Annotated in this window: 16 protein-coding genes; 6 read left to right on the top strand and 10 right to left on the bottom strand. The window is 60.2% G+C overall.

Annotated elements, in window-relative coordinates; translation table 11 throughout:
• Positions 1-15 precede the first annotated feature (15 nt).
• Together PH562_RS18665 and PH562_RS18660 are read left to right on the top strand one after the other, a co-directional pair.
• The gene (locus PH562_RS18665; RefSeq protein WP_113231563.1) at positions 16-492 is read left to right on the top strand and encodes a chemotaxis protein CheW; all 477 of its coding nucleotides are present in this window, start codon (positions 16-18) and stop codon (positions 490-492) included.
• A gap of 295 nt (positions 493-787) precedes the next feature.
• Positions 788-2,461, top strand: coding sequence for a methyl-accepting chemotaxis protein (locus PH562_RS18660; protein WP_113231562.1), 1,674 nt, complete (start codon positions 788-790; stop codon positions 2,459-2,461).
• Positions 2,462-2,538: 77 nt separating this feature from the next.
• Here the strand turns inward: PH562_RS18660 and PH562_RS18655 are convergent, their stop codons facing one another.
• From PH562_RS18655 to PH562_RS18615, 9 genes are all read right to left on the bottom strand, one after another.
• Positions 2,539-4,200, bottom strand: a complete 1,662-nt coding sequence (locus tag PH562_RS18655) for an OFA family MFS transporter (protein ID WP_285174615.1) — start codon at positions 4,198-4,200, stop codon at positions 2,539-2,541.
• Between the two features lie 106 nt (positions 4,201-4,306).
• Positions 4,307-4,573: a formate dehydrogenase subunit delta gene (locus PH562_RS18650; protein WP_113231560.1), complete on the bottom strand. Its 267-nt coding sequence runs from the start codon at positions 4,571-4,573 to the stop codon at positions 4,307-4,309.
• On the bottom strand, positions 4,563-5,390 hold the full coding sequence (fdhD, locus tag PH562_RS18645) for a formate dehydrogenase accessory sulfurtransferase FdhD (RefSeq protein ID WP_285174614.1): 828 nt from the start codon (positions 5,388-5,390) through the stop codon (positions 4,563-4,565). The genes PH562_RS18650 and fdhD overlap by 11 nt, the downstream gene beginning before the upstream one ends.
• A gap of 229 nt (positions 5,391-5,619) precedes the next feature.
• Complete coding sequence (gene fdhF, locus PH562_RS18640; protein WP_285174613.1) at positions 5,620-8,499, bottom strand: formate dehydrogenase subunit alpha; 2,880 nt, start codon at positions 8,497-8,499, stop codon at positions 5,620-5,622.
• A gap of 5 nt (positions 8,500-8,504) precedes the next feature.
• Positions 8,505-10,061: a formate dehydrogenase beta subunit gene (locus PH562_RS18635; RefSeq protein ID WP_285174611.1), complete on the bottom strand. Its 1,557-nt coding sequence runs from the start codon at positions 10,059-10,061 to the stop codon at positions 8,505-8,507.
• Entirely contained in the window at positions 10,058-10,537 is a 480-nt protein-coding gene (locus tag PH562_RS18630; RefSeq protein WP_285174609.1) for a formate dehydrogenase subunit gamma, read from the bottom strand. Before PH562_RS18630 ends, PH562_RS18635 begins: the two co-directional genes overlap by 4 nt.
• A 158-nt stretch (positions 10,538-10,695) precedes the next feature.
• Positions 10,696-11,592 (bottom strand): LysR family transcriptional regulator, encoded by an 897-nt coding sequence (locus tag PH562_RS18625; protein ID WP_113231555.1) that lies wholly within the window; start codon positions 11,590-11,592, stop codon positions 10,696-10,698.
• Positions 11,593-11,662: 70 nt separating this feature from the next.
• Entirely contained in the window at positions 11,663-12,001 is a 339-nt protein-coding gene (locus tag PH562_RS18620) for an ArsR/SmtB family transcription factor (protein ID WP_285174606.1), read from the bottom strand.
• A 101-nt stretch (positions 12,002-12,102) separates the two neighbouring features.
• Entirely contained in the window at positions 12,103-12,873 is a 771-nt protein-coding gene (locus tag PH562_RS18615; RefSeq protein WP_285174604.1) for an SDR family NAD(P)-dependent oxidoreductase, read from the bottom strand.
• Positions 12,874-12,970: 97 nt separating this feature from the next.
• Here PH562_RS18615 and PH562_RS18610 point away from each other — a divergent pair, with 97 nt between their 5' ends.
• Positions 12,971-13,744 (top strand): DeoR/GlpR family DNA-binding transcription regulator, encoded by a 774-nt coding sequence (locus PH562_RS18610; RefSeq protein ID WP_285174602.1) that lies wholly within the window; start codon positions 12,971-12,973, stop codon positions 13,742-13,744.
• Between the two features lie 114 nt (positions 13,745-13,858).
• Positions 13,859-15,370: a glycerol-3-phosphate dehydrogenase gene (gene glpD / locus PH562_RS18605; RefSeq protein ID WP_285174599.1), complete on the top strand. Its 1,512-nt coding sequence runs from the start codon at positions 13,859-13,861 to the stop codon at positions 15,368-15,370.
• A 9-nt stretch (positions 15,371-15,379) separates the two neighbouring features.
• Here the strand turns inward: glpD and soxR are convergent, their stop codons facing one another.
• Positions 15,380-15,844, bottom strand: a complete 465-nt coding sequence (soxR, locus tag PH562_RS18600; RefSeq protein WP_285174597.1) for a redox-sensitive transcriptional activator SoxR — start codon at positions 15,842-15,844, stop codon at positions 15,380-15,382.
• Between the two features lie 73 nt (positions 15,845-15,917).
• Between soxR and PH562_RS18595 the strand changes: the two genes are divergently transcribed.
• The gene (locus tag PH562_RS18595) at positions 15,918-16,493 is read left to right on the top strand and encodes an NADPH-dependent FMN reductase (protein ID WP_285174595.1); all 576 of its coding nucleotides are present in this window, start codon (positions 15,918-15,920) and stop codon (positions 16,491-16,493) included.
• A 169-nt stretch (positions 16,494-16,662) separates the two neighbouring features.
• Positions 16,663-17,874 (top strand): acyltransferase family protein, encoded by a 1,212-nt coding sequence (locus PH562_RS18590; RefSeq protein ID WP_285174594.1) that lies wholly within the window; start codon positions 16,663-16,665, stop codon positions 17,872-17,874.
• The last annotated feature ends 249 nt before the right edge of the window (positions 17,875-18,123 follow it).

Below are 18,123 nucleotides of genomic sequence, written 5' to 3'. Positions count from 1 at the left end.
ATGGGAAGAACGTTCATGGCCACGATCAATTCCACCAGCTTCAGCGGCGATACTCTGGAGATCATTGCCTTCCGGCTGCATGATCAGGAATTCTGCGTCAAGACCACCACGATCCGCGAAATCCGCGGCTGGGCGCCGTCGACGCCGATCCCGCACGCGCCGGCCGATGTCATCGGCGTCATGAACCTGCGCGGCTCGGTGATCCCGATCATCGACCTCGCCTACAAGCTCGGCATGCAGAGCACGGTCGCCAATGAGCGCAGCGCCATCGTCGTCGCCGAAGTCCATAACATGGTTATCGGCATGCTGGTCGATCGCGTCTCCGATATCCTGACGATCGCGTCCAACCAGGTACAGCCGGTGCCGGAAGTGACCGCGTCCTTCGATCGCGCCTATTGCGAAGGCATCATCGCCACGGAGAATGGCATGATCTGCTTCCTGAACCTCGCCAAGATGTTCAAGGAAAACGAAACAGACGAACTTGCAGCTTAACTTCGCCGCATAGTCTTTCTAAGAAACCGCCGTTCTCTCGCGGCGGTTTTTATTATTTCAGTATTTTAGTTAGTTATGTTTTATTTAAATTATAATTTCTAATTATCTAATTTTTACTCAAAATTAAGGGAGACAACTCCATCATCGATTGTGAGGCGAGGAAAGAAAATACAATCTCTACATTCCGACCATCCCTTGCGGAACGCCGTTTTCGGCGTGCCGACGAGCGCGGCGGCCCGCTTCGATGCCATTAATCCACGCCCGACAAACGTGAGCTTTCTAAGAGGGAATAGGAATGTTCAGTCTATCATCCGATGCCAGCCGCATTCTTTCCGCCGTTTCCAAATCACAGGCCATCATTGAATTCGATCTCCAGGGTAAAGCACTGACCGCAAATGAGAATTTCTGCCGCGCGCTGGGCTATGAGCTGAAGGAAATCGTCGGCAATCATCACCGGATGTTCTGCGATCCCGCCTATGTGACAACCCCTGCCTATCATGATTTCTGGGCGCGTCTCGGCCGCGGCGAATATGATGCCGGCACCTACAAGCGTTTCGCCAAGGGCAATCGTGAGATCTGGATAGAGGCCTCTTACAACCCCGTCTTTCGCAACGGCAAGCCGGTAAAGGTCGTAAAATTCGCCGTCGATGTCACCGAGGCCAAGAAGAAGGCGATCGACGATGCCGGCAAGCTTCAGGCCCTCTCGCGCTCGCAGGCCGTGATCGAATTCCTGCCGACCGGCGAAATTCTGACCGCGAACGAAAATTTCTGCAACGCCATGGGCTATGCGCCCAGCGAGATCGCCGGCAAGCATCACAGTATTTTCTGTGATCCGGCCTATGCCCGCACCGAGGAATACAAGCGCTTCTGGCAGCGCCTGGCGCAGGGCGAGTTCATCGCCAACGAATTCGTCCGCTACGGCAAGGGCGGCAAGGAAATCTGGATCCAGGCGGCCTATAACCCTATCGTCGATGCCGACGGCAGAGTCTACAAGGTCGTGAAATTCGCGACCGATGTCACCTCGCGCATGAGCGCCATCAGCGAACTTGCCGGCGCACTCCGCAGCCTGTCGGAAGGCGACCTGACGAAGACGCTCCAGCGGTCCTTCGTGCCCTCCATGGAACAGCTTCGCCACGATTTCAACGCAACGATCGAGAGGCTTTCCGAGACGCTGACCACCGTCGGCCACAATGCCAGCGCCATTGCCGCCGGCTCGCGCGAGCTTGGCGATTCAGCCGAGGCCTTTTCAAGGCGTACCGAGCAGCAGGCCGCCTCGGTGGAGGAAACGGCCGCTGCCCTGGAGGAAATCACCACCACGGTCGCCGATTCCAGCCAACGTGCGGAAGAAGCCGGGCGTCTCGTTGCCGAAACCAAACGCGGCGCCGAAGAATCCGGCACGGTAGTCCGCAACGCCGTCGCCGCCATGGATCAGATCGAGAAATCCTCACGCGAGATCACCAACATCATAGGGGTCATCGACGATATCGCTTTCCAGACCAACCTGCTGGCGCTGAATGCCGGTGTCGAGGCGGCACGAGCCGGCGAGGCGGGCAAAGGCTTCGCCGTCGTGGCGCAGGAAGTGCGCGAACTTGCTCAGCGCTCGGCCAGTGCCGCCAAGGAAATCAAGGCGTTGATCACGACATCGAGCGAGCATGTCAAGAACGGTGTCGGCCTGGTCGGCCAGACGGGCAAGGCGCTGGAACAGATCGTCACCCAGGTTGCCGATATCAACACCAACGTCGCTGCCATCGTAAAGGCGTCGAAGGAACAGACGATCGGCCTTCGAGAAATCAATTCGGCGATCAATTCGCTGGATCAGACCACCCAGCAGAATGCCGCGATGGTCGAAGAGAGCACCGCCGCAAGCCTCAGGCTCGCCAATGAGGCGGATGCGCTGCACACGCTGCTGGCCCAATTCCGCCTGGCCGACTCGATGATCCACGATATGGTAACGCGGCGCGCCGCTTGATCTCCCTCGCAATTAACCTTCAGCACGAAGCCGCCTCGGATAGGTCGAAGCGGCTTCGTGATCTTGCGGAGGATAGTTTAGCCGAACAGAGCGTAAGTGCTCTTGATCGTCACCCATACACCCCAGAGCAGCGGAATGCCGACGAGCCCCCAGGCGATCAGTGCCTTACCATCGAAACCGCCCGTGCCGATGCCGAAAGAGCCGGTGGGGCCGGCATTGGCAGCGGCGGTCTTTGCTTGCAGCGCGGCGACCCCCTCGTCCGACATGAACCACTTGTCCGAGAGCGGCTTGACCAGCGAATTGGCAATCAAGCCCACAGCCAGCATGACCGCAAGAATATACATGGTGAAGGTATAGAGCTGCGCGCCTTCGACGCCAGCCGCCTTCTGCGCCTCGCGGATATAGTTGACCACGACAGGCCCGATGATCCCGGCCGTCGCCCAGGCCGTCAGCAGCCGACCATGGATCGCGCCGACGAACTGCGTGCCGAATATATCGGCGAGATAGGCAGGAACGGTAGCGAAACCGCCGCCATACATCGACAGGATGATGCAAAGCGCGCCCACGAACAAAACCTTGCTATGAATGCCTGCCGCCCAGGGAGCCAGGACATAAAGCGCAATGCCGATGACGAAGAAGCAATAGTAGGTGTTCTTGCGACCGATCTTGTCTGATAGCGACGCCCAGAAGAAGCGCCCTCCGATATTGAAAAGCGACAGCAACCCGGCAAAGCCGGCAGCGATGGCCGCCACCGCCGCGATCTGGTCCTTGCTGAGATCGGCGAATTTCAGATCCGGCAGGCCGATCAGGGCGCCACCGAAGATTTCCTGCAGCATCGGCGAAGCCATGCCGATGACACCGATGCCCGCCGAGACGTTGAGGCACAATACGGCCCAGATCAGCCAGAACTGCGGGGTTTTGTGGGCATCGCGAAGATGCACATGCTTCGTCGTAATCATTGAGCTCTTGGCAGCGGGTGCCGTCCAGCCTTCCGGCCGCCAGCCGGCCGGCGGCAGACGATAGCCGAAGGCACCGCCCATCATGAAGACGAAATAGATCGCCGCCATGACGATGAAAGTCTGCCAGACGCCCACTGATCCGTCATCACGGAAGTGGTTCATCAGCAAGCTCGCAAGCGGCGCGCCGATCATCGCGCCGCCGCCGAAGCCCATGATCGCCATTCCGGTCGCCATGCCGCGCCGGTCGGGAAACCATTTGATCAGGGTCGACACCGGCGAGATATAGCCGAGCCCGAGCCCGATACCACCGATGACGCCAGCACCGATCCACATGATCCAGAGCTGGTGGAAGATGACGCCGATCGCCGCAATCAGGATACCGCCGCACCAGCAGCAGGCAGCAACCACGCCGGCCTTGCGCGGCCCGACCCTCTCGAGCCATCCGCCCCAGATGGCGGCGGAGGAGCCGAGCAATACGAAGAAGAGCGTATAGATCCAGCCGAGATCGCTGATGCGCCAGTCGCAGCTTGTCGTGAACAGGGCCGTCAGAAGATTGAGGTTTGCGCACTCGGCCGGAGCCGGTGCCGGGGTGCCGAGCGCCTTGGAGAGCGGCAGCCAGAACACGCTGAAGCCATAGGCCATGCCGATGCAGAGATGGATCGCCAGTGCCGCCGGCGGCACGAGCCACCGGTTGAAGCCCGGCCTGGCAATGATGCGCTCACGATCGAGCAGACCCGCCGTCGCCGTTCCTCGGGAAATATTCGTATCCGCAGCCGTCATGAACAACTCCTCCTTGCTTCAAAGACCGGCACCCCTTCCCGAAACGGGAATCGCATTCGATGATGGAGCCTCCACTCTCCATCCCAATGCACTATCAATGCTAGTATTAAGCCGACTTAACTTCCTCGACCGGCGCCGGCCTGTGGATCAGCGACGCCGCCTCCAAGACCAAAGGGTTCAGCCCGCTATCTCCGTGATCGATGATCGCGAAAAGCTGGCGGCGCATACGCGGCTCCCAGAATTTGTTGATATGGGTGGCAACCCCCTGCACCGCTTCGTTTGCCGGCTGTGTCTTGAAGAAGGTGGCGATCTGGTTCGCCATATAGATGAGCTTGGTTTCGGTCTTGCCGTGCGGCGTGTCGTCAGGCGACATCGGCGATGCTCCCCGTGATGATGCGATGCGGATGGGTGAAAATCTCGAAATCGTCGCCGCGCACCAGCGCCACCAGCGTCATGCCGGCCTCCTCCGCCGTACGGATAGCAAGCGCCGTCGGCGCGGAAATCGCTACAAGGACGGAACTGCCTACAATCGCCGCCTTCTGCACCATCTCGACCGACAGGCGGCTGGTGACGGCGACCACTCCATCCGCGCCCTCATGACCGGACCGGATGACGGCACCGCAAAGCTTGTCGAGCGCATTGTGCCGGCCGACATCCTCGCGCACGGCAAGCAAGCCCTCGGAAGGAATATAGAAACCCGCGCCATGCACGGCATGCGTCTCGCGATGCAGAGGCTGCGCATCGTTAAGCAGCGCGACCGCGCGAACGATATCCTTTTGCGTCAGCTTTAAAGCAACGTTCGAGACATCCGGCACCTTGCGCACAGCTTGCTCGATCGATTCGATGCCGCAGAGGCCGCAACCAACGGGGCCTGCCATATGGCGGCGGCGCAGCCGCAAGGCATCTGCCGCATCATCGACGAGCGTGATCTGCACGTCCATCCCCTGCTCGTCCTCGATCGGCTCGACGGCCGCGATCTGATCGATATCGGTGATGATGCCCTCGGTGAGGCTGAAGCCGACGGCAAAATCCTCGATATCGGCGGGTGTGCCCATCATGACCGCGTGCGAGGTGCCGCCATAAGAAAAGGCGATCGGCACTTCTTCGGGAACGATACGGGAGCCGGATCGCACCAGGCCGTTGCGGCGGGCGGCTTCAGGGACGGTGGTGGTGGGGGTGAATTTGGTCATTGTGGTACCGGGTGTGGAATACCCCCCTCTGTCACTTCGTGACATCTCCCCCACAAGGGGGGAGATTGGTAACGCGCAGCACTCTCTTGCCTCAAGCGAACGTCCAGTCTGCTGAAATCGCTGCCTATTGTCTTGCCAGTAGCAACCGGCAAACTCCCAACAATCTCCCCCCTTGTGGGGGAGATGTCGCGAAAGCGACAGAGGGGGGTATATTTCCCCATACTCCGACTCACTCCGCTGCCTCCATCTTCCCAACGATCCGCCGCGACTGCCGGGTCTGTTCGTCATACTCGACCTGCCACTGCGAAGGACCGTTCGACGGCGAGACCTGCACCGCAGTTACCTTGTATTCCGGGCAGTTCGTCGCCCAGTCGGTGTAGTCAGTGGTGATGACGTTCGCCTGCGTGTCCGGATGATGGAAGGTCGTGTAGACGACGCCGGGCGCAACGCGGTCGGTAATCAATGCGCGAAGCGTCGTGTCGCCGGAGCGGCTGCTGAGCCGGATCCAGTCGCCCTCGCGGATGCCGCGCTGCTCGGCGTCGTGCGGATGGATCTCCAGGCGATCCTCAGCGTGCCAGACGACATTCTCCGTGCGCCGCGTCTGCGCCCCGACATTGTACTGGCTGAGAATACGCCCGGTCGTCAGCAGCAGCGGGAAGCGCGGGCCGGTGCGTTCGTCCGTCGGCACATATTCCGTGCGGATGAACTTGCCCTTGCCGCGCACGAAGCCATCGACATGCATGATCGGCGAGCCGAGCGGCGTCTTTTCGTTGCAGGGCCACTGCACGGAGCCCATCTTCTCGAGATAGTCGTAGGAGACGAGCGCGAAGCTCGGTGTTGTTGCGGCGATCTCGTCCATGATTTCAGACGGATGCGTGTAATTCCAGCCAAGGCCCATGGCCTGTGCCATCTTCTGCGTCACTTCCCAGTCGGCATAGCCGTTGCGCGGGGTCATGACCTTGCGCACGCGATTGATGCGGCGCTCGGCATTGGTGAAGGTGCCGTCCTTTTCGAGGAAGGTCGAGCCGGGCAGGAAGACATGCGCGTAGTTGGCCGTCTCGTTCAGGAAGAGGTCGTGGACGACGACGCATTCCATCGCGGCAAGGCCGGCGGCGACATGCTTTGTATCCGGATCGGACTGGAGAATGTCCTCGCCCTGAATGTAGATGCCCTTGAAGGTGCCTTCGACGGCGGCATCCAGCATGTTTGGGATGCGCAGGCCGGGCTCGTTGTTGAGCTTCACGCCCCAGAGCTTTTCGAAGATATCGCGGGTCGCATCGTCGGAGATGTGGCGATAGCCCGGCAGCTCGTGCGGGAAGGAGCCCATGTCACAGGAGCCCTGCACATTGTTCTGTCCGCGCAGCGGGTTCACGCCGACACCCGGACGGCCGATATTGCCCGTCACCATGGCAAGATTGGCAATCGCCATGACCGTCGTCGAGCCCTGGCTGTGTTCGGTAACGCCGAGGCCGTAGTAGATCGCGCCGTTGCCGCCCTTGGCAAAGAGACGAGCGGCACCACGCACGAGTTCCGGAGAAACGCCGGTATATTTCTCCGTTTCCTCCGGGCTATGCTGCGGCTCGGAAACGAAGGCCGCCCAGTCCTCGAATTCGGACCAGTCGCAGCGTTCGCGGATGAACTTCTCGTCGAACAGGCCTTCGGTGACGATCACGTGCGCCAGCGCCGTCAGAATGGCGACGTTGGTGCCCGGCTTCAGCGGCAGGTGATAGCTGGCTTCGACATGCGGCGTGCGCACCAGATCGATGCGGCGCGGATCGATGACAATGAGCTTGGCGCCCTGGCGCAGCCGCTTTTTCAGGCGCGAGCCGAAGACCGGATGACCGTCCGTCGGATTGGCGCCGATGACGATGACGACATCGGAATGCTCGACGCTGTCGAAATTCTGCGTGCCGGCCGAGGTGCCGAAGGCCTGGCCGAGGCCATAGCCTGTGGGAGAATGGCAGACGCGGGCGCAGGTATCGACATTGTTGTTGCCGAAGCCGGCGCGCACCAGTTTCTGCACCAGATAGGTTTCCTCATTGGTGCAGCGTGAGGAGGTGATGCCGCCGATGGAATCGCGGCCATACTGATATTGCAGCCGCTTGAACTCGGTGGCGATATGGGCAAAGGCCTCATCCCAGCTCACTTCGCGCCAGGGATCGGTCACCTTCTCGCGGATCATCGGGTTGAGAATGCGGTCCTTATGGGTCGAATAGCCATAGGCAAAGCGGCCCTTGACACAGGAATGGCCGCGATTGGCCTGACCGTCCTTCCAGGGCACCATGCGCACCAGCTCCTCGCCACGCATTTCCGCCTTGAAGGAGCAGCCGACGCCGCAATAGGCGCAGGTGGTGACGACCGAATGCTCCGGCTGGCCGATCGAAATGACAGATTTTTCCGTCAGCGTCGCAGTCGGGCAGGCCTGCACGCAAGCGCCGCAGGAAACGCACTCGCTGTCGATGAAGCTCTCATGCATGCCGGGCGAGACGCGCGAGCCGAAGCCGCGGCTCTCGATCGTCAGTGCGAAGGTGCCCTGCACTTCCTCGCAGGCGCGCACGCAGCGCGAGCAGACGATGCACTTCGAAGGATCATAGGTGAAATAAGGGTTCGACTCGTCCTTCGGCATCCATTTCAGATTGATGTCGCCGTTGTTACGCGCCTTGACGTGGTTGTCGCCCTCGTAGTCGTAGCGCACGTCGCGCAGGCCGACAGCGCCCGCCATATCCTGCAGCTCGCAATCGCCGTTGGCGGCGCAGGTCAGACAGTCGAGCGGATGGTCGGAGATATAAAGCTCCATCACGCCACGGCGGATATCCTTCAGCCGGCCAGTCTGCGTGTGAACGACAAGGCCGGGGGCAACCGGTGTCGTGCACGAGGCCGGCGTACCGTTGCGGCCTTCGATCTCCACGAGACAGAGGCGGCAGGAGCCGAAGGCATCGACCATGTCGGTGGCGCAGAGCTTCGGCACCTGAATGCCGGCTTCCATGGAAGCGCGCATGATCGACGTACCCTCGGGCACACTGATCTGGCGGCCGTCGATGGTCAGCGTCACCATGGTTTCGGAGGTGGAGGCCGGCGTGCCGTAATCGATTTCTGGAACGAGGGACATGGATCTTACTCCGCCGCTTCAATCAAGGGAGCCGGAGAAAAATCCTCCGGGAAATGGGTCATCGCGCTCATGACGGGATAGGGCGTGAAGCCGCCGAGCGCGCAAAGTGAACCGAACTTCATCGTGTTGCAGAGATCGGCAAGCAGAACCCGGTTCTTCTCGGGCTCGATCCCTTGTGCGATCTTGTCGGCCGTCTCGACGCCGCGTGTCGAGCCGATGCGACAGGGAGTGCACTTGCCGCAACTTTCGACGGCACAGAATTCCATCGCGAACCGCGCCTGTTTCAGCATGTCGGCGGTATCGTCGAAGACGACAATGCCGGCATGGCCGATGAGACCGTCCTTCGCCGCGAAGGCCTCATAATCGAATGGCGTGTCGAACAGCGCACGCGGGAAGTACGCGCCGAGCGGCCCGCCCACCTGCACCGCCTTCACCGGCCGTCCCGTCGCCGTGCCGCCGCCGATCCTGTCGACGATATCGCCGAGCGAAAGGCCGAAGGCCGTCTCATAAAGGCCGCCATGCTTGACGTTGCCGGCGATCTGCAGCGGGATCGTGCCGCGCGACCGGCCCATGCCGAAATCACGATAGAAGGCAGCGCCCTTGTCCATGATGATGGGGACCGAGGCAAGCGAGATGACATTGTTGATGACGGTGGGACAGCCAAACAGCCCCTTATGCGCCGGCAGAGGCGGCTTGGCGCGTACGATGCCGCGCTTGCCCTCGAGGCTGTTCAAGAGCGCCGTTTCCTCGCCGCAGACATAGGCGCCCGCACCGGTGCGAATTTCCATATCGAAGGCCTTGCCGGAACCCAGAACCGAAGCGCCGAGAATGCCGGCCTTGCGCGCGATCTCCACCGCTTTAATCATCGCGGCAATCGCATGCGGATATTCCGAGCGCGTATAGACGAAGCCCTTTGTCGCGCCGGTCGCCAGCCCAGCGATCGCCATGCCTTCGATCAGCACGAAGGGATCGCCCTCCATGATCATCCGGTCGGCGAAAGTGCCGCTATCGCCCTCGTCGGCATTGCAGACGATGTATTTGCGTGTTCCCGGCGCATCGAGCACCGTTTTCCACTTGATGCCGGTCGGGAAGCCCGCACCGCCACGGCCGCGCAGGCCGGAATCGGTGACTTCCTTGACGATATCGCCAGCCGCCATATCGATGGCGCGGCGCAGACCTTTCAGGCCGCCATGGGCTTCATAATCCTGCAGCGAAAGCGGGTCGGTGATGCCGCAGCGGGCAAAGGTCAGGCGGGTCTGTTCTTTCAGGAACGGGAGGTTTTCCACCTCCCCAAGACAGAGCGGATGCTCGCCGCCTTCGGCGAGCCCGGCATCGAAGAGTGCAGAGACATCTTTGGCCTTCACCGGTCCGTAGCCGATGCGCTTGCCATCGATTTCGACTTCGACCAGGGGCTCAAGCCAGAACATGCCGCGCGAGCCGTTGCGAACGATGCGCGCATCGAGCCCGCGTTTGGCGATTTCCTGCGCGACCGATTTCGCCACTTTTTCCGCACCAAGCGAAAGGGCGGCCGCATCGCGGGGAATATAGATGGTGAGGGTCATTGGCGCGCCTCCTTCACGAGGTCGTCCGCGCCTTCATCGTCGAGGCGGCCATAGAGTTCGCCATCCAGCATCGCAGCCGGAGCGCAGGCACAGAGCCCGAGACAGTAGACCGGCTCCAGCGTGACGCTGCCATCGAGCGTGGTCTGATGGAAATCGATGCCGAGCAGCCGCTTGATGCGCTCCGCCAGCGCGTCGCCGCCCATCGACTGACAGGCTTCAGCGCGACAGAGCTTTAGAACATGACGGCCGGCGGGATGATCGCGATAGTCATGATAGAAGGTCATGACGCCATGCACTTCGGCGCGTGAGAGGTTCAATGCCTTGGCGATCAGCGGCAGCGTATCCTGCGGTACATAGCCGAACTCGTCCTGTATCCCGTGCAGGATCGGCAAAAGCGGCCCCTCCATCGATTTCATGCTATCGATGATGGTGCCGGCCCGGGTTGCGATATCGCCCGCGGCCTGATTCAAACTCATTAGCAGCCTCCCGCGCATAGCTCCGAAGATCGAAGGCGAATCTTCGCGAAACCTATGCGGCATTTCCTCCTGGCGCGCGGTCGACGCGCCACAACGATAAGCTCGCAGGGAGAGGGCTAAGGATCAATAAGGCAGTCCCGTCATTCGATAGGAATTTTCTATCGATTTTTATTCTCTTCCGCGAGCAATCTCGCCTCGTGCAACAAGGCAGACACGAGCGGCGTAAAGGGTTCACGATGTGTGGCGACGAGGCCGACAAGATGCTCGGCGTCAGGCTCCGTGATCGGGATCTTATGAATATCCGCCGGAAAACCGAAGGAATCGGCAATATTCTTCGGCATAATGCTCGCCCAGCGCCCGGTCTGCACATGCGAAAACAGCACGATCATCGAATTGGATTCCAGCGTCGGCTTGGCCGTTGCGCCTGCCTCGGCAAGGTGCCGGTTGATGATGCGGCGATTCTGCATGTCGGCAGTCAATAGACAAAGCCGAAGATCGCCGACCTCTTTCCAGGTGACCGTCTCACGCTCGGAAAACGGGCTGCCTGCCGCAGTGATGAGGTGATAGCGCTCGGCATAGAGCGGCACGCTGGTGACGCGGCCGAGCGGCTCGTTTTCCAGATAGGTAATGCCGGCATCGATCTCGAGATTTTCCAGCAGGCTCAGAACCTGCAGCGAATTGCGCGATAAAATGGAAAAGGTGACGTCCGGGTGTCTTTCCTGGAAAGGCGTGGTGATTTTCTGCACCATGGCAAGCGCTGTTGGAATGGCGGCGATCCGAATATGGCCGGCAAGGCCCTTGCGCGCAGCCCGCATCTCCTCGCGCATAGTGCGGCTGTCGCCGACGATGCGGCGAGCCCATTCCAAGACACGCTGGCCCTCGGGCGTCAGTCCCTGAAAGCGCGAACCACGGCTGACAAGCATCACGCCGAGCTGGTCCTCCAGCTGGCGGATCGCCGCAGACAGGGTCGGCTGCGTCACGCCGCATTCTTCCGCGGCGCGGCCAAAATGCTTCTGATTCGCCAGCGCTATGAAGAATTCCAGCTTGTCGATCATCCCGCTCTCCCGCGACGAAAGAGTTAGACCGGCAGCATGGCGAGCGCAACATGCAAAGCGGCTTCAGGGATCAGCGATCGGTCTGACAGAAAGCCTTCTGCAGCGAATCGACGACGGCGCAGATTTCCGACCGCGCAACGGCATAATGGATGAGACGTCCTTCGCGGCGCGTATCGACCAGCTTGTCCAGACGAAGGCGCGCCAAATGCTGCGACACGACGGCCTGCGGCAGATCAAGAAGAGCCTCGAGTTCCATCACCGTTTTCTCGTGCCTGGCTAGCATAAAGAGAATTGTCAGGCGCGTCTCATGCGATAGTGCTTTCAACAGGGCGCTCGACTTTCGCGCCCTGTCGGTCATTTCCTCAACATCATGTTCCGCTGCACCGCCCTGCGGTAGAGACGACGACATATCACAGCCTCTAATAAGAATCCCCCAGGGAATGTTTATAATATTATCAAATCAGAAGCTGATTCAAAAAAGACGCGGAAAACCAAAAAAGGTCCGTTTTATCAGCAGATAAGCTGCCCGCCGTTGATCTCGATTACCTGCCCGGTGATGTAGCCGGAAAGCAGGGGCGCTGCGAGAAAGAGATAGGCGGGCGCGCAATCTTCGGGGGTGCCCAGGCGCTGAAGCGGGATCGATTTGCGCGTCTGCTCCAGCTTCTCTCTCGATGAATAACGCTCATGAAAATCAGTCGCTATCGTGCCGGGGGAGACGCAATTCACTCGGATGCCGTCAGGCGCCAGCTCGCGCGCCAACCCTTTCGAGTAGGTCGCGACAAAGGCCTTCGAAGCGGAATAAATCGCCGATCCTGGGCTGCCGCCGGTCAGCGCCGAAATCGAAACCGTGTTGACGATCGCGGCCTGCCCGGCTGCCCGCAGCAGCGGCAACAGCCCTCTCGTCACTTCCATGACGGAAGTCTGATTGAGATGAACGATCTGCTCGTATTGTTCGTCCGTCAGTTCGCCGGCGGGAAATCGCCCGACCATGGTGCCGGCATTGTTGACCAGCACGTCGATGCGGTCGAAACGCTCGCCGGCAGCGCTGACGAAATCGTGCGTGCCATTGCCGGTGGCGAAATCGCCGGCAATGAGAAAGGCGCGGCGCTCGGCCTCCGCTTCCATCAGGAAATCGGGCAATTGGCGACCGGCATCGCGGCCGACATGAACAAGGACATGAGCGCCGCAATCGAGGAACTGGCGCGCGACCTCCAGCCCGATGCCACGACCGGCGCCGGTGACCACGACGTTGCGATTGTCGAATAGCTTCGGATGAAACACGATGACCTCCCCAACCACACTATTCGCGTGCCGGTAATTGCGGAATTTTCACTTTACCATATGATGACGAAAAAACGAAAGAAAGGGAGCGAAAGCCATGTTCCTGTCCGGGCGTCAGACAGAGATCCTCGACATCGCAAAGGCGGAGGGGCGAGTGCTTGTGGAGGAGTTGGCGCTACGCTTCTCGGTCACGCCGCAAACCATCCGCAAGGACCTGAACGATCTCTGCGACGGGCGCGTACTCTCGCGCGTGCATGGCGGCGCAATTTTTCCCGGCGGAACCGAGAACGTGAAATACGAGGCGAGACGTTCCATCGCCGCGCCTGAAAAGCATGCGATCGGCCGTGCTGCGGCGAGCCTGATCCCCAACAATAGCTCGCTTTTCATCAATATCGGCACGACGACGGAAGCAGTCGGAGAGGCACTCCTTGGCCATCACGAACTAATGGTCATCACCAATAATATCAACGTTGCCAATAAGTTACGCATCTTTCCATCCATCGAAGTCGTGATTTCCGGCGGCGTCGTGCGCGGCTCCGATGGCGGTATCGTCGGTGAAGCCGCCGTCGATTTCATCAAGCAGTTCAAGGTGGATTATGCCGTCATCGGCGCCTCGGCAATCGATCCCGACGGTGCGCTTCTGGATTTCGACTTTCGCGAAGTGAAAGTGGCGCAGGCCATCATCGCCAATGCCCGGCACGTCATACTCGTTGCCGACAGCACCAAGTTCGAACGAACCGCCCCGGTTCGCATTGGTCATCTCTCGCAAGTCCACACCTTCGTCACCGACGAATGCAGCATCGAATCTGTGCGCTCCATCGCAGCGGAACATGACGTCCATCTTGTTGAAACCTCTCGCAGATCGGCCTAACTGCCGCACTTTCCGTCAAGAAACGTTCGTTTGACATTCGTATCTGTTTCGCTTTAGATGGATTAGTTTCGATTTTCCATCTTCGAGGGATGGCTGACCTTTGCGGAGGGGCGGGTGAGCGAGCAGGTCTACGACATTTTCGTTATCGGCGGCGGCATCAATGGCTGCGGCATCGCCCGCGACGCCACCGGGCGCGGCTACAAGGTCGCGCTTGCCGAGATGAACGATTTCGCTTCCGGCACGTCGTCAGGCGCCACAAAGCTCATTCATGGCGGCCTGCGCTACCTCGAACATTATGAATTCCGTCTCGTGCGCGAATCGCTGATGGAGCGCGAAGTGCTCTGGGCGATGGCGCCGCACATCATCTGGCCGATGCGCTTCGTCCTGCCTTACCATAAGGGCGGCATCCGCCCCGCCTGGCTGATCCGCCTCGGCCTTTTCCTCTACGACCACCTCGGCGGACGAAAGCTGCTGCCGCCGACCGCAACACTGGACATGAAGAAGGATCCGGCGGGCAAGCCGCTGAAGGCGCTCTTCACCAAAGCCTTCGAATATTCCGACGGCTGGGTCGACGATGCCCGCATGGTGGTATTGAATGCCCGCGATGCGGCAGACCGCGGCGCGACGATCATGCCCCGGACGAAAGTGGTCTCGGCCCGCCGCGAAGGCGCCGTTTGGGCTATCGAAACGGAAAATACGGTCAGCGGCGAAAAACGCGAGTTTCGTTCGCGCATGCTGGTCAATGCCGCAGGTCCCTGGGTCGATCAGGTGCTGTCCGGTACCTTCGGTAAGAACCAGGTGCACAATGTCCGTCTCGTTCAGGGCAGCCATATTGTCGTGCGCAAGAAGTTCGATGACCCGCGCGCCTATTTCTTCCAGAACCCGGACAACCGCATCATCTTCGCCATTCCCTACGAGCAGGATTTCACGCTGATCGGCACCACGGATCGCGACTACAAGGATGATCCGAAGGATGTGAAGATCACCGAGGGCGAAACCACCTATCTCTGCAACGCCGCCAGCGAATATTTCAAGGAGCCGGTAAAGCCCGAAGATATCGTCTGGACCTATTCGGCCGTCCGCCCGCTCTATGACGATGGCGCATCGAAAGCGCAGGAAGCCACGCGCGACTACGTGCTGAAGGTCGAAGGCGAAGAGGGCCAGGCACCGCTGCTCAATGTCTTCGGCGGCAAGCTCACCACCTATCGCCGCCTGGGCGAGCATGCGCTGGAGAAGATCGGTGAGGCGATCGGCCTCAAGGGCACGCCTTGGACCGCAGGGAGCTCGTTGCCGGGCGGCGACTTTCCGGTTCGCGGCTATGAGGCCGAAGTCTCCAAGCTGAAGTCACGCTATCCCTTCCTTGCCGATCCGCATGCCCGCCGCCTCATCCGCCGCTACGGCACGCGCGCCGCCATGATCCTGGGCGACGCAAAGACGATTGCCGATCTCGGCCGCTGTTTCGGTAGTGATCTCTATGAGGCGGAAGTGCGCTATCTGATCGAACAGGAATGGGCTTATAGTGCCGCAGATATCCTATGGCGGCGCTCCAAAAAGGGTCTTTATCTTTCGAAGGAAGAAGCCGCAGCTCTCGACAGCTATATGGCAGAGAGCCACGTCCACGCCTGAGCGGCCAATTCATTCTCCGGGATCGAGCAGCCGCGGGCCTGCGCCTTCCTCGGAAAGCTGATCCCAGGGATTGCGCAAGGGACAGCTATCGAGCGAAAGGCAGCCGCAGCCGATGCAGCTGTCCAGCTGATCGCGAAGTCCCTGCAGGCGCTTTATGCGGGCGTCGAGATCATCCTTCCATAGCGCCGAAAGCGCCTTCCAGTCGGATGCCGTCGGCGTGCGACCCTGCGGCAGCGATTGAAGAGCCGCCTGAACCTCGGCAAGCGGAATACCGACACGTTGGGCCACCTTGATGACGGAGACTCGCCGCAGCACTTCGCGAGGATAACGCCGCTGATTGCCGCGGCTGCGATGGCTCTCGATCAGGCCTTTCGCTTCATAGAAATGCAACGCCGATACAGCCACGCCGCTGCGTGCGGCCACCTCGCCGACCGTCAGCAGCTTCGGAAATTGAGCCGGATCGATTTTTCCCATTTTCGCTATTGACCTCAACTTTACTTGAGGTTTTATAACCCTGGCTCCGAACCGCGTAAAGCAGGAGCAAGACATGACAGAAAGAACCCGGCTGGCGATCATCTACGGCAGCACGCGTCCGGGTCGGCTATGCGACCGGGTGGTCAACTGGGTCGCCCGCGAACTGGCGCATTATCCGCTTATAGACATCGATCTGATCGATCCTCTCGAATTCGATCTGCCTTTCGCGCACAATCGCGAGCATCCCGGTGTCGCAGCCCTATCGGAGCGGCTTTCGGATGCCGATGCCTTCATTATCGTCACGCCCGAATACAATCACAGTTTCACCGCCTCGCTGAAATTCGTGCTCGATCTCGTCTATGAGCCCTGGCATGGCAAACCCGTCGCCTTCGTCTCCTATGGCGGCATCTCCGGCGGCCTGCGCGCGGTGGAACAGTTGCGGCTCGTTTTTGCCGAGCTGCATACGGTCACGGTGCGCGATACGGTCAGCTTCGCCAACCCCTGGGGCCGATTTGCCGAAGATGGCACGCTCGAAAGCCCGCTCGATGCCAGAAAATCGCTTGTTCTCATGATTGCGCGGCTGACATGGTGGAGCAACGCCTTAAAGCCAGCTCGCGTCACGCGCCCCTACCGCTCCGTTGCCGCCTGATCCCTATCCCAACACATGAATCCGATCTCTCGTTTCTGGCAGGTGCGGGAGATCGGTCCGACGCCCGGACCCGGCACCGATGGGTTCGGGCGTCCTGTCAAGGATCATGCTTGCCGAAACCGCCGCAATGACCTAACGCAATAGAGGGAGATCTCGGGCGGATACGAGAATGGAGAACGCCAAGCGGCTGGGAGGAGCGGATTTCATGCGCGCCGTCGCATGTCTGATGGTGCTTGTTCACCATCTCGTGCTCCGAATGAATTTCTACAAGATCCCACCAGCCCTGGATGTAACCTTCATATTGGCGCGTTTCGGCAATCACGGCGTCTCGGTCTTCTTCGTCCTCAGCGGCTTCCTTCTTGCGCGTCCCTTCTGGCTGGCACTGGATAGAGCCCAACCCCTACCTTCGCTGAAGATCTATGCCATGCGCCGTGCCGCACGCATCCTGCCGGGCTTTTGGTTTGCCCTGACGGTCGGCTTCCTGATCAGCTTCACGATCTATGGCTTTCCGCTGGACGCGGAACTGGTCGGCCGCTACATCTCCGGTTTCTTCCTGATGAGCCAATGGCATTGGCGTACCTTTTTCCCGGTACAGGGCGATGGGCCTTTATGGTCGATCCCCTTCGAGACGACCTGCTATGTTCTCATGCCAATCGGTTTCCTGCTTTTGTTTCATCCGAAACTGAGATCGCGCTCCGCTTTCGTCAGCCGCCTGCTCTGGATCGGCATCATCGCAATATCCTTGATTGGCCATTGGCTCGTCGTGACCTATCTGCCGACCGACAATGTCGGGCAGGGATGGCGATATGGCTTTCAGGGCGGCGCCAAGGAATGGATGCCGCGCTACAATCCCATCGGCTTCTTCGCCATATTTGCAATCGGCGTGCTGGCCGCCGGCATACAGACCATCCTCCCGCCTCGACGCTCGGTGATCTACGACATCATCGGAGCGCTTGCGATCGTCATGGGCGCGTGGCAGCTGCCGCAGTCGATCGGCGGCGCGGCGGAAGGCTATGCCTGGCTCGGCATTCCCTATCAATTCCCACTGCTGCCCCTCGCGGCCGCGATCGCGCTTTGCACGCTCCCCCAATCGCTGCTGCTGGCAAAGCTGCTCGACAACCCCGTGAGCCGTTATGTCGCCACCGTCTCCTTCGGCGTCTATATCTGGCAGGATATCGTGCTGACCTTGATGCCGCAGCTCTTCCCCTCATCCTTCGGTGCCGGCTCGGACAACGTGCTGGGCGGCTGGATCGTCTCAAGCCTGATCGCAACAGCCATCATTTTTGCCATCGGCACGCTGAGCTATGTCCTGCTCGAACGCCCCGTCATTCAGTGGGCGCGGACACATGAAAACAAAGTCATGCGACCAGCCACGGCGTAATGTAGGGCCATCACATGTGAGGCATGTCAGAGCAGCAAGTTCCTTCTCCCCTCGGGGAGAAGGTGGCCCGAAGGGTCGGATGAGGGGGGGCCGGCTGATTTGAAGGCGCGGATTCAAGTGTTCTTGGCAGATACCCCCTCATCCGCCTGTCGGCACCTTGTAACTTCCCTTTATCCGCGGTTGAGGCTGTAATGCCTGTTGCGGTGGCGGATGGGAGACCGATGCACCTTTGGGACACCAAGCCCGTGG

Origin of the sequence: Rhizobium centroccidentale (assembly GCF_030182565.1) — a bacterium.
In the GTDB taxonomy this organism is placed as follows: Bacteria; Pseudomonadota; Alphaproteobacteria; order Rhizobiales; family Rhizobiaceae; genus Rhizobium.
This window is presented reverse-complemented; position numbering and strand designations above follow the sequence as displayed.

Excerpts from the sequence above, each read along its gene's own strand:
- PH562_RS18665 (WP_113231563.1), top strand. The coding sequence starts at position 16 with ATGGCCACGATCAATTCCACCAGCTTCAGCGGCGATACTCTGGAGATC.
- PH562_RS18660 (WP_113231562.1), top strand. The coding sequence starts at position 788 with ATGTTCAGTCTATCATCCGATGCCAGCCGCATTCTTTCCGCCGTTTCC.
- PH562_RS18655 (WP_285174615.1), bottom strand. The coding sequence starts at position 4,200 with ATGACGGCTGCGGATACGAATATTTCCCGAGGAACGGCGACGGCGGGT.
- PH562_RS18650 (WP_113231560.1), bottom strand. The coding sequence starts at position 4,573 with ATGTCGCCTGACGACACGCCGCACGGCAAGACCGAAACCAAGCTCATC.
- fdhD (WP_285174614.1), bottom strand. The coding sequence starts at position 5,390 with ATGACCAAATTCACCCCCACCACCACCGTCCCTGAAGCCGCCCGCCGC.
- fdhF (WP_285174613.1), bottom strand. The coding sequence starts at position 8,499 with ATGTCCCTCGTTCCAGAAATCGATTACGGCACGCCGGCCTCCACCTCC.
- PH562_RS18635 (WP_285174611.1), bottom strand. The coding sequence starts at position 10,061 with ATGACCCTCACCATCTATATTCCCCGCGATGCGGCCGCCCTTTCGCTT.
- PH562_RS18630 (WP_285174609.1), bottom strand. The coding sequence starts at position 10,537 with ATGAGTTTGAATCAGGCCGCGGGCGATATCGCAACCCGGGCCGGCACC.
- PH562_RS18625 (WP_113231555.1), bottom strand. The coding sequence starts at position 11,592 with ATGATCGACAAGCTGGAATTCTTCATAGCGCTGGCGAATCAGAAGCAT.
- PH562_RS18620 (WP_285174606.1), bottom strand. The coding sequence starts at position 12,001 with ATGTCGTCGTCTCTACCGCAGGGCGGTGCAGCGGAACATGATGTTGAG.
- PH562_RS18610 (WP_285174602.1), top strand. The coding sequence starts at position 12,971 with ATGTTCCTGTCCGGGCGTCAGACAGAGATCCTCGACATCGCAAAGGCG.
- soxR (WP_285174597.1), bottom strand. The coding sequence starts at position 15,844 with ATGGGAAAAATCGATCCGGCTCAATTTCCGAAGCTGCTGACGGTCGGC.
- PH562_RS18595 (WP_285174595.1), top strand. The coding sequence starts at position 15,918 with ATGACAGAAAGAACCCGGCTGGCGATCATCTACGGCAGCACGCGTCCG.
- PH562_RS18590 (WP_285174594.1), top strand. The coding sequence starts at position 16,663 with ATGGAGAACGCCAAGCGGCTGGGAGGAGCGGATTTCATGCGCGCCGTC.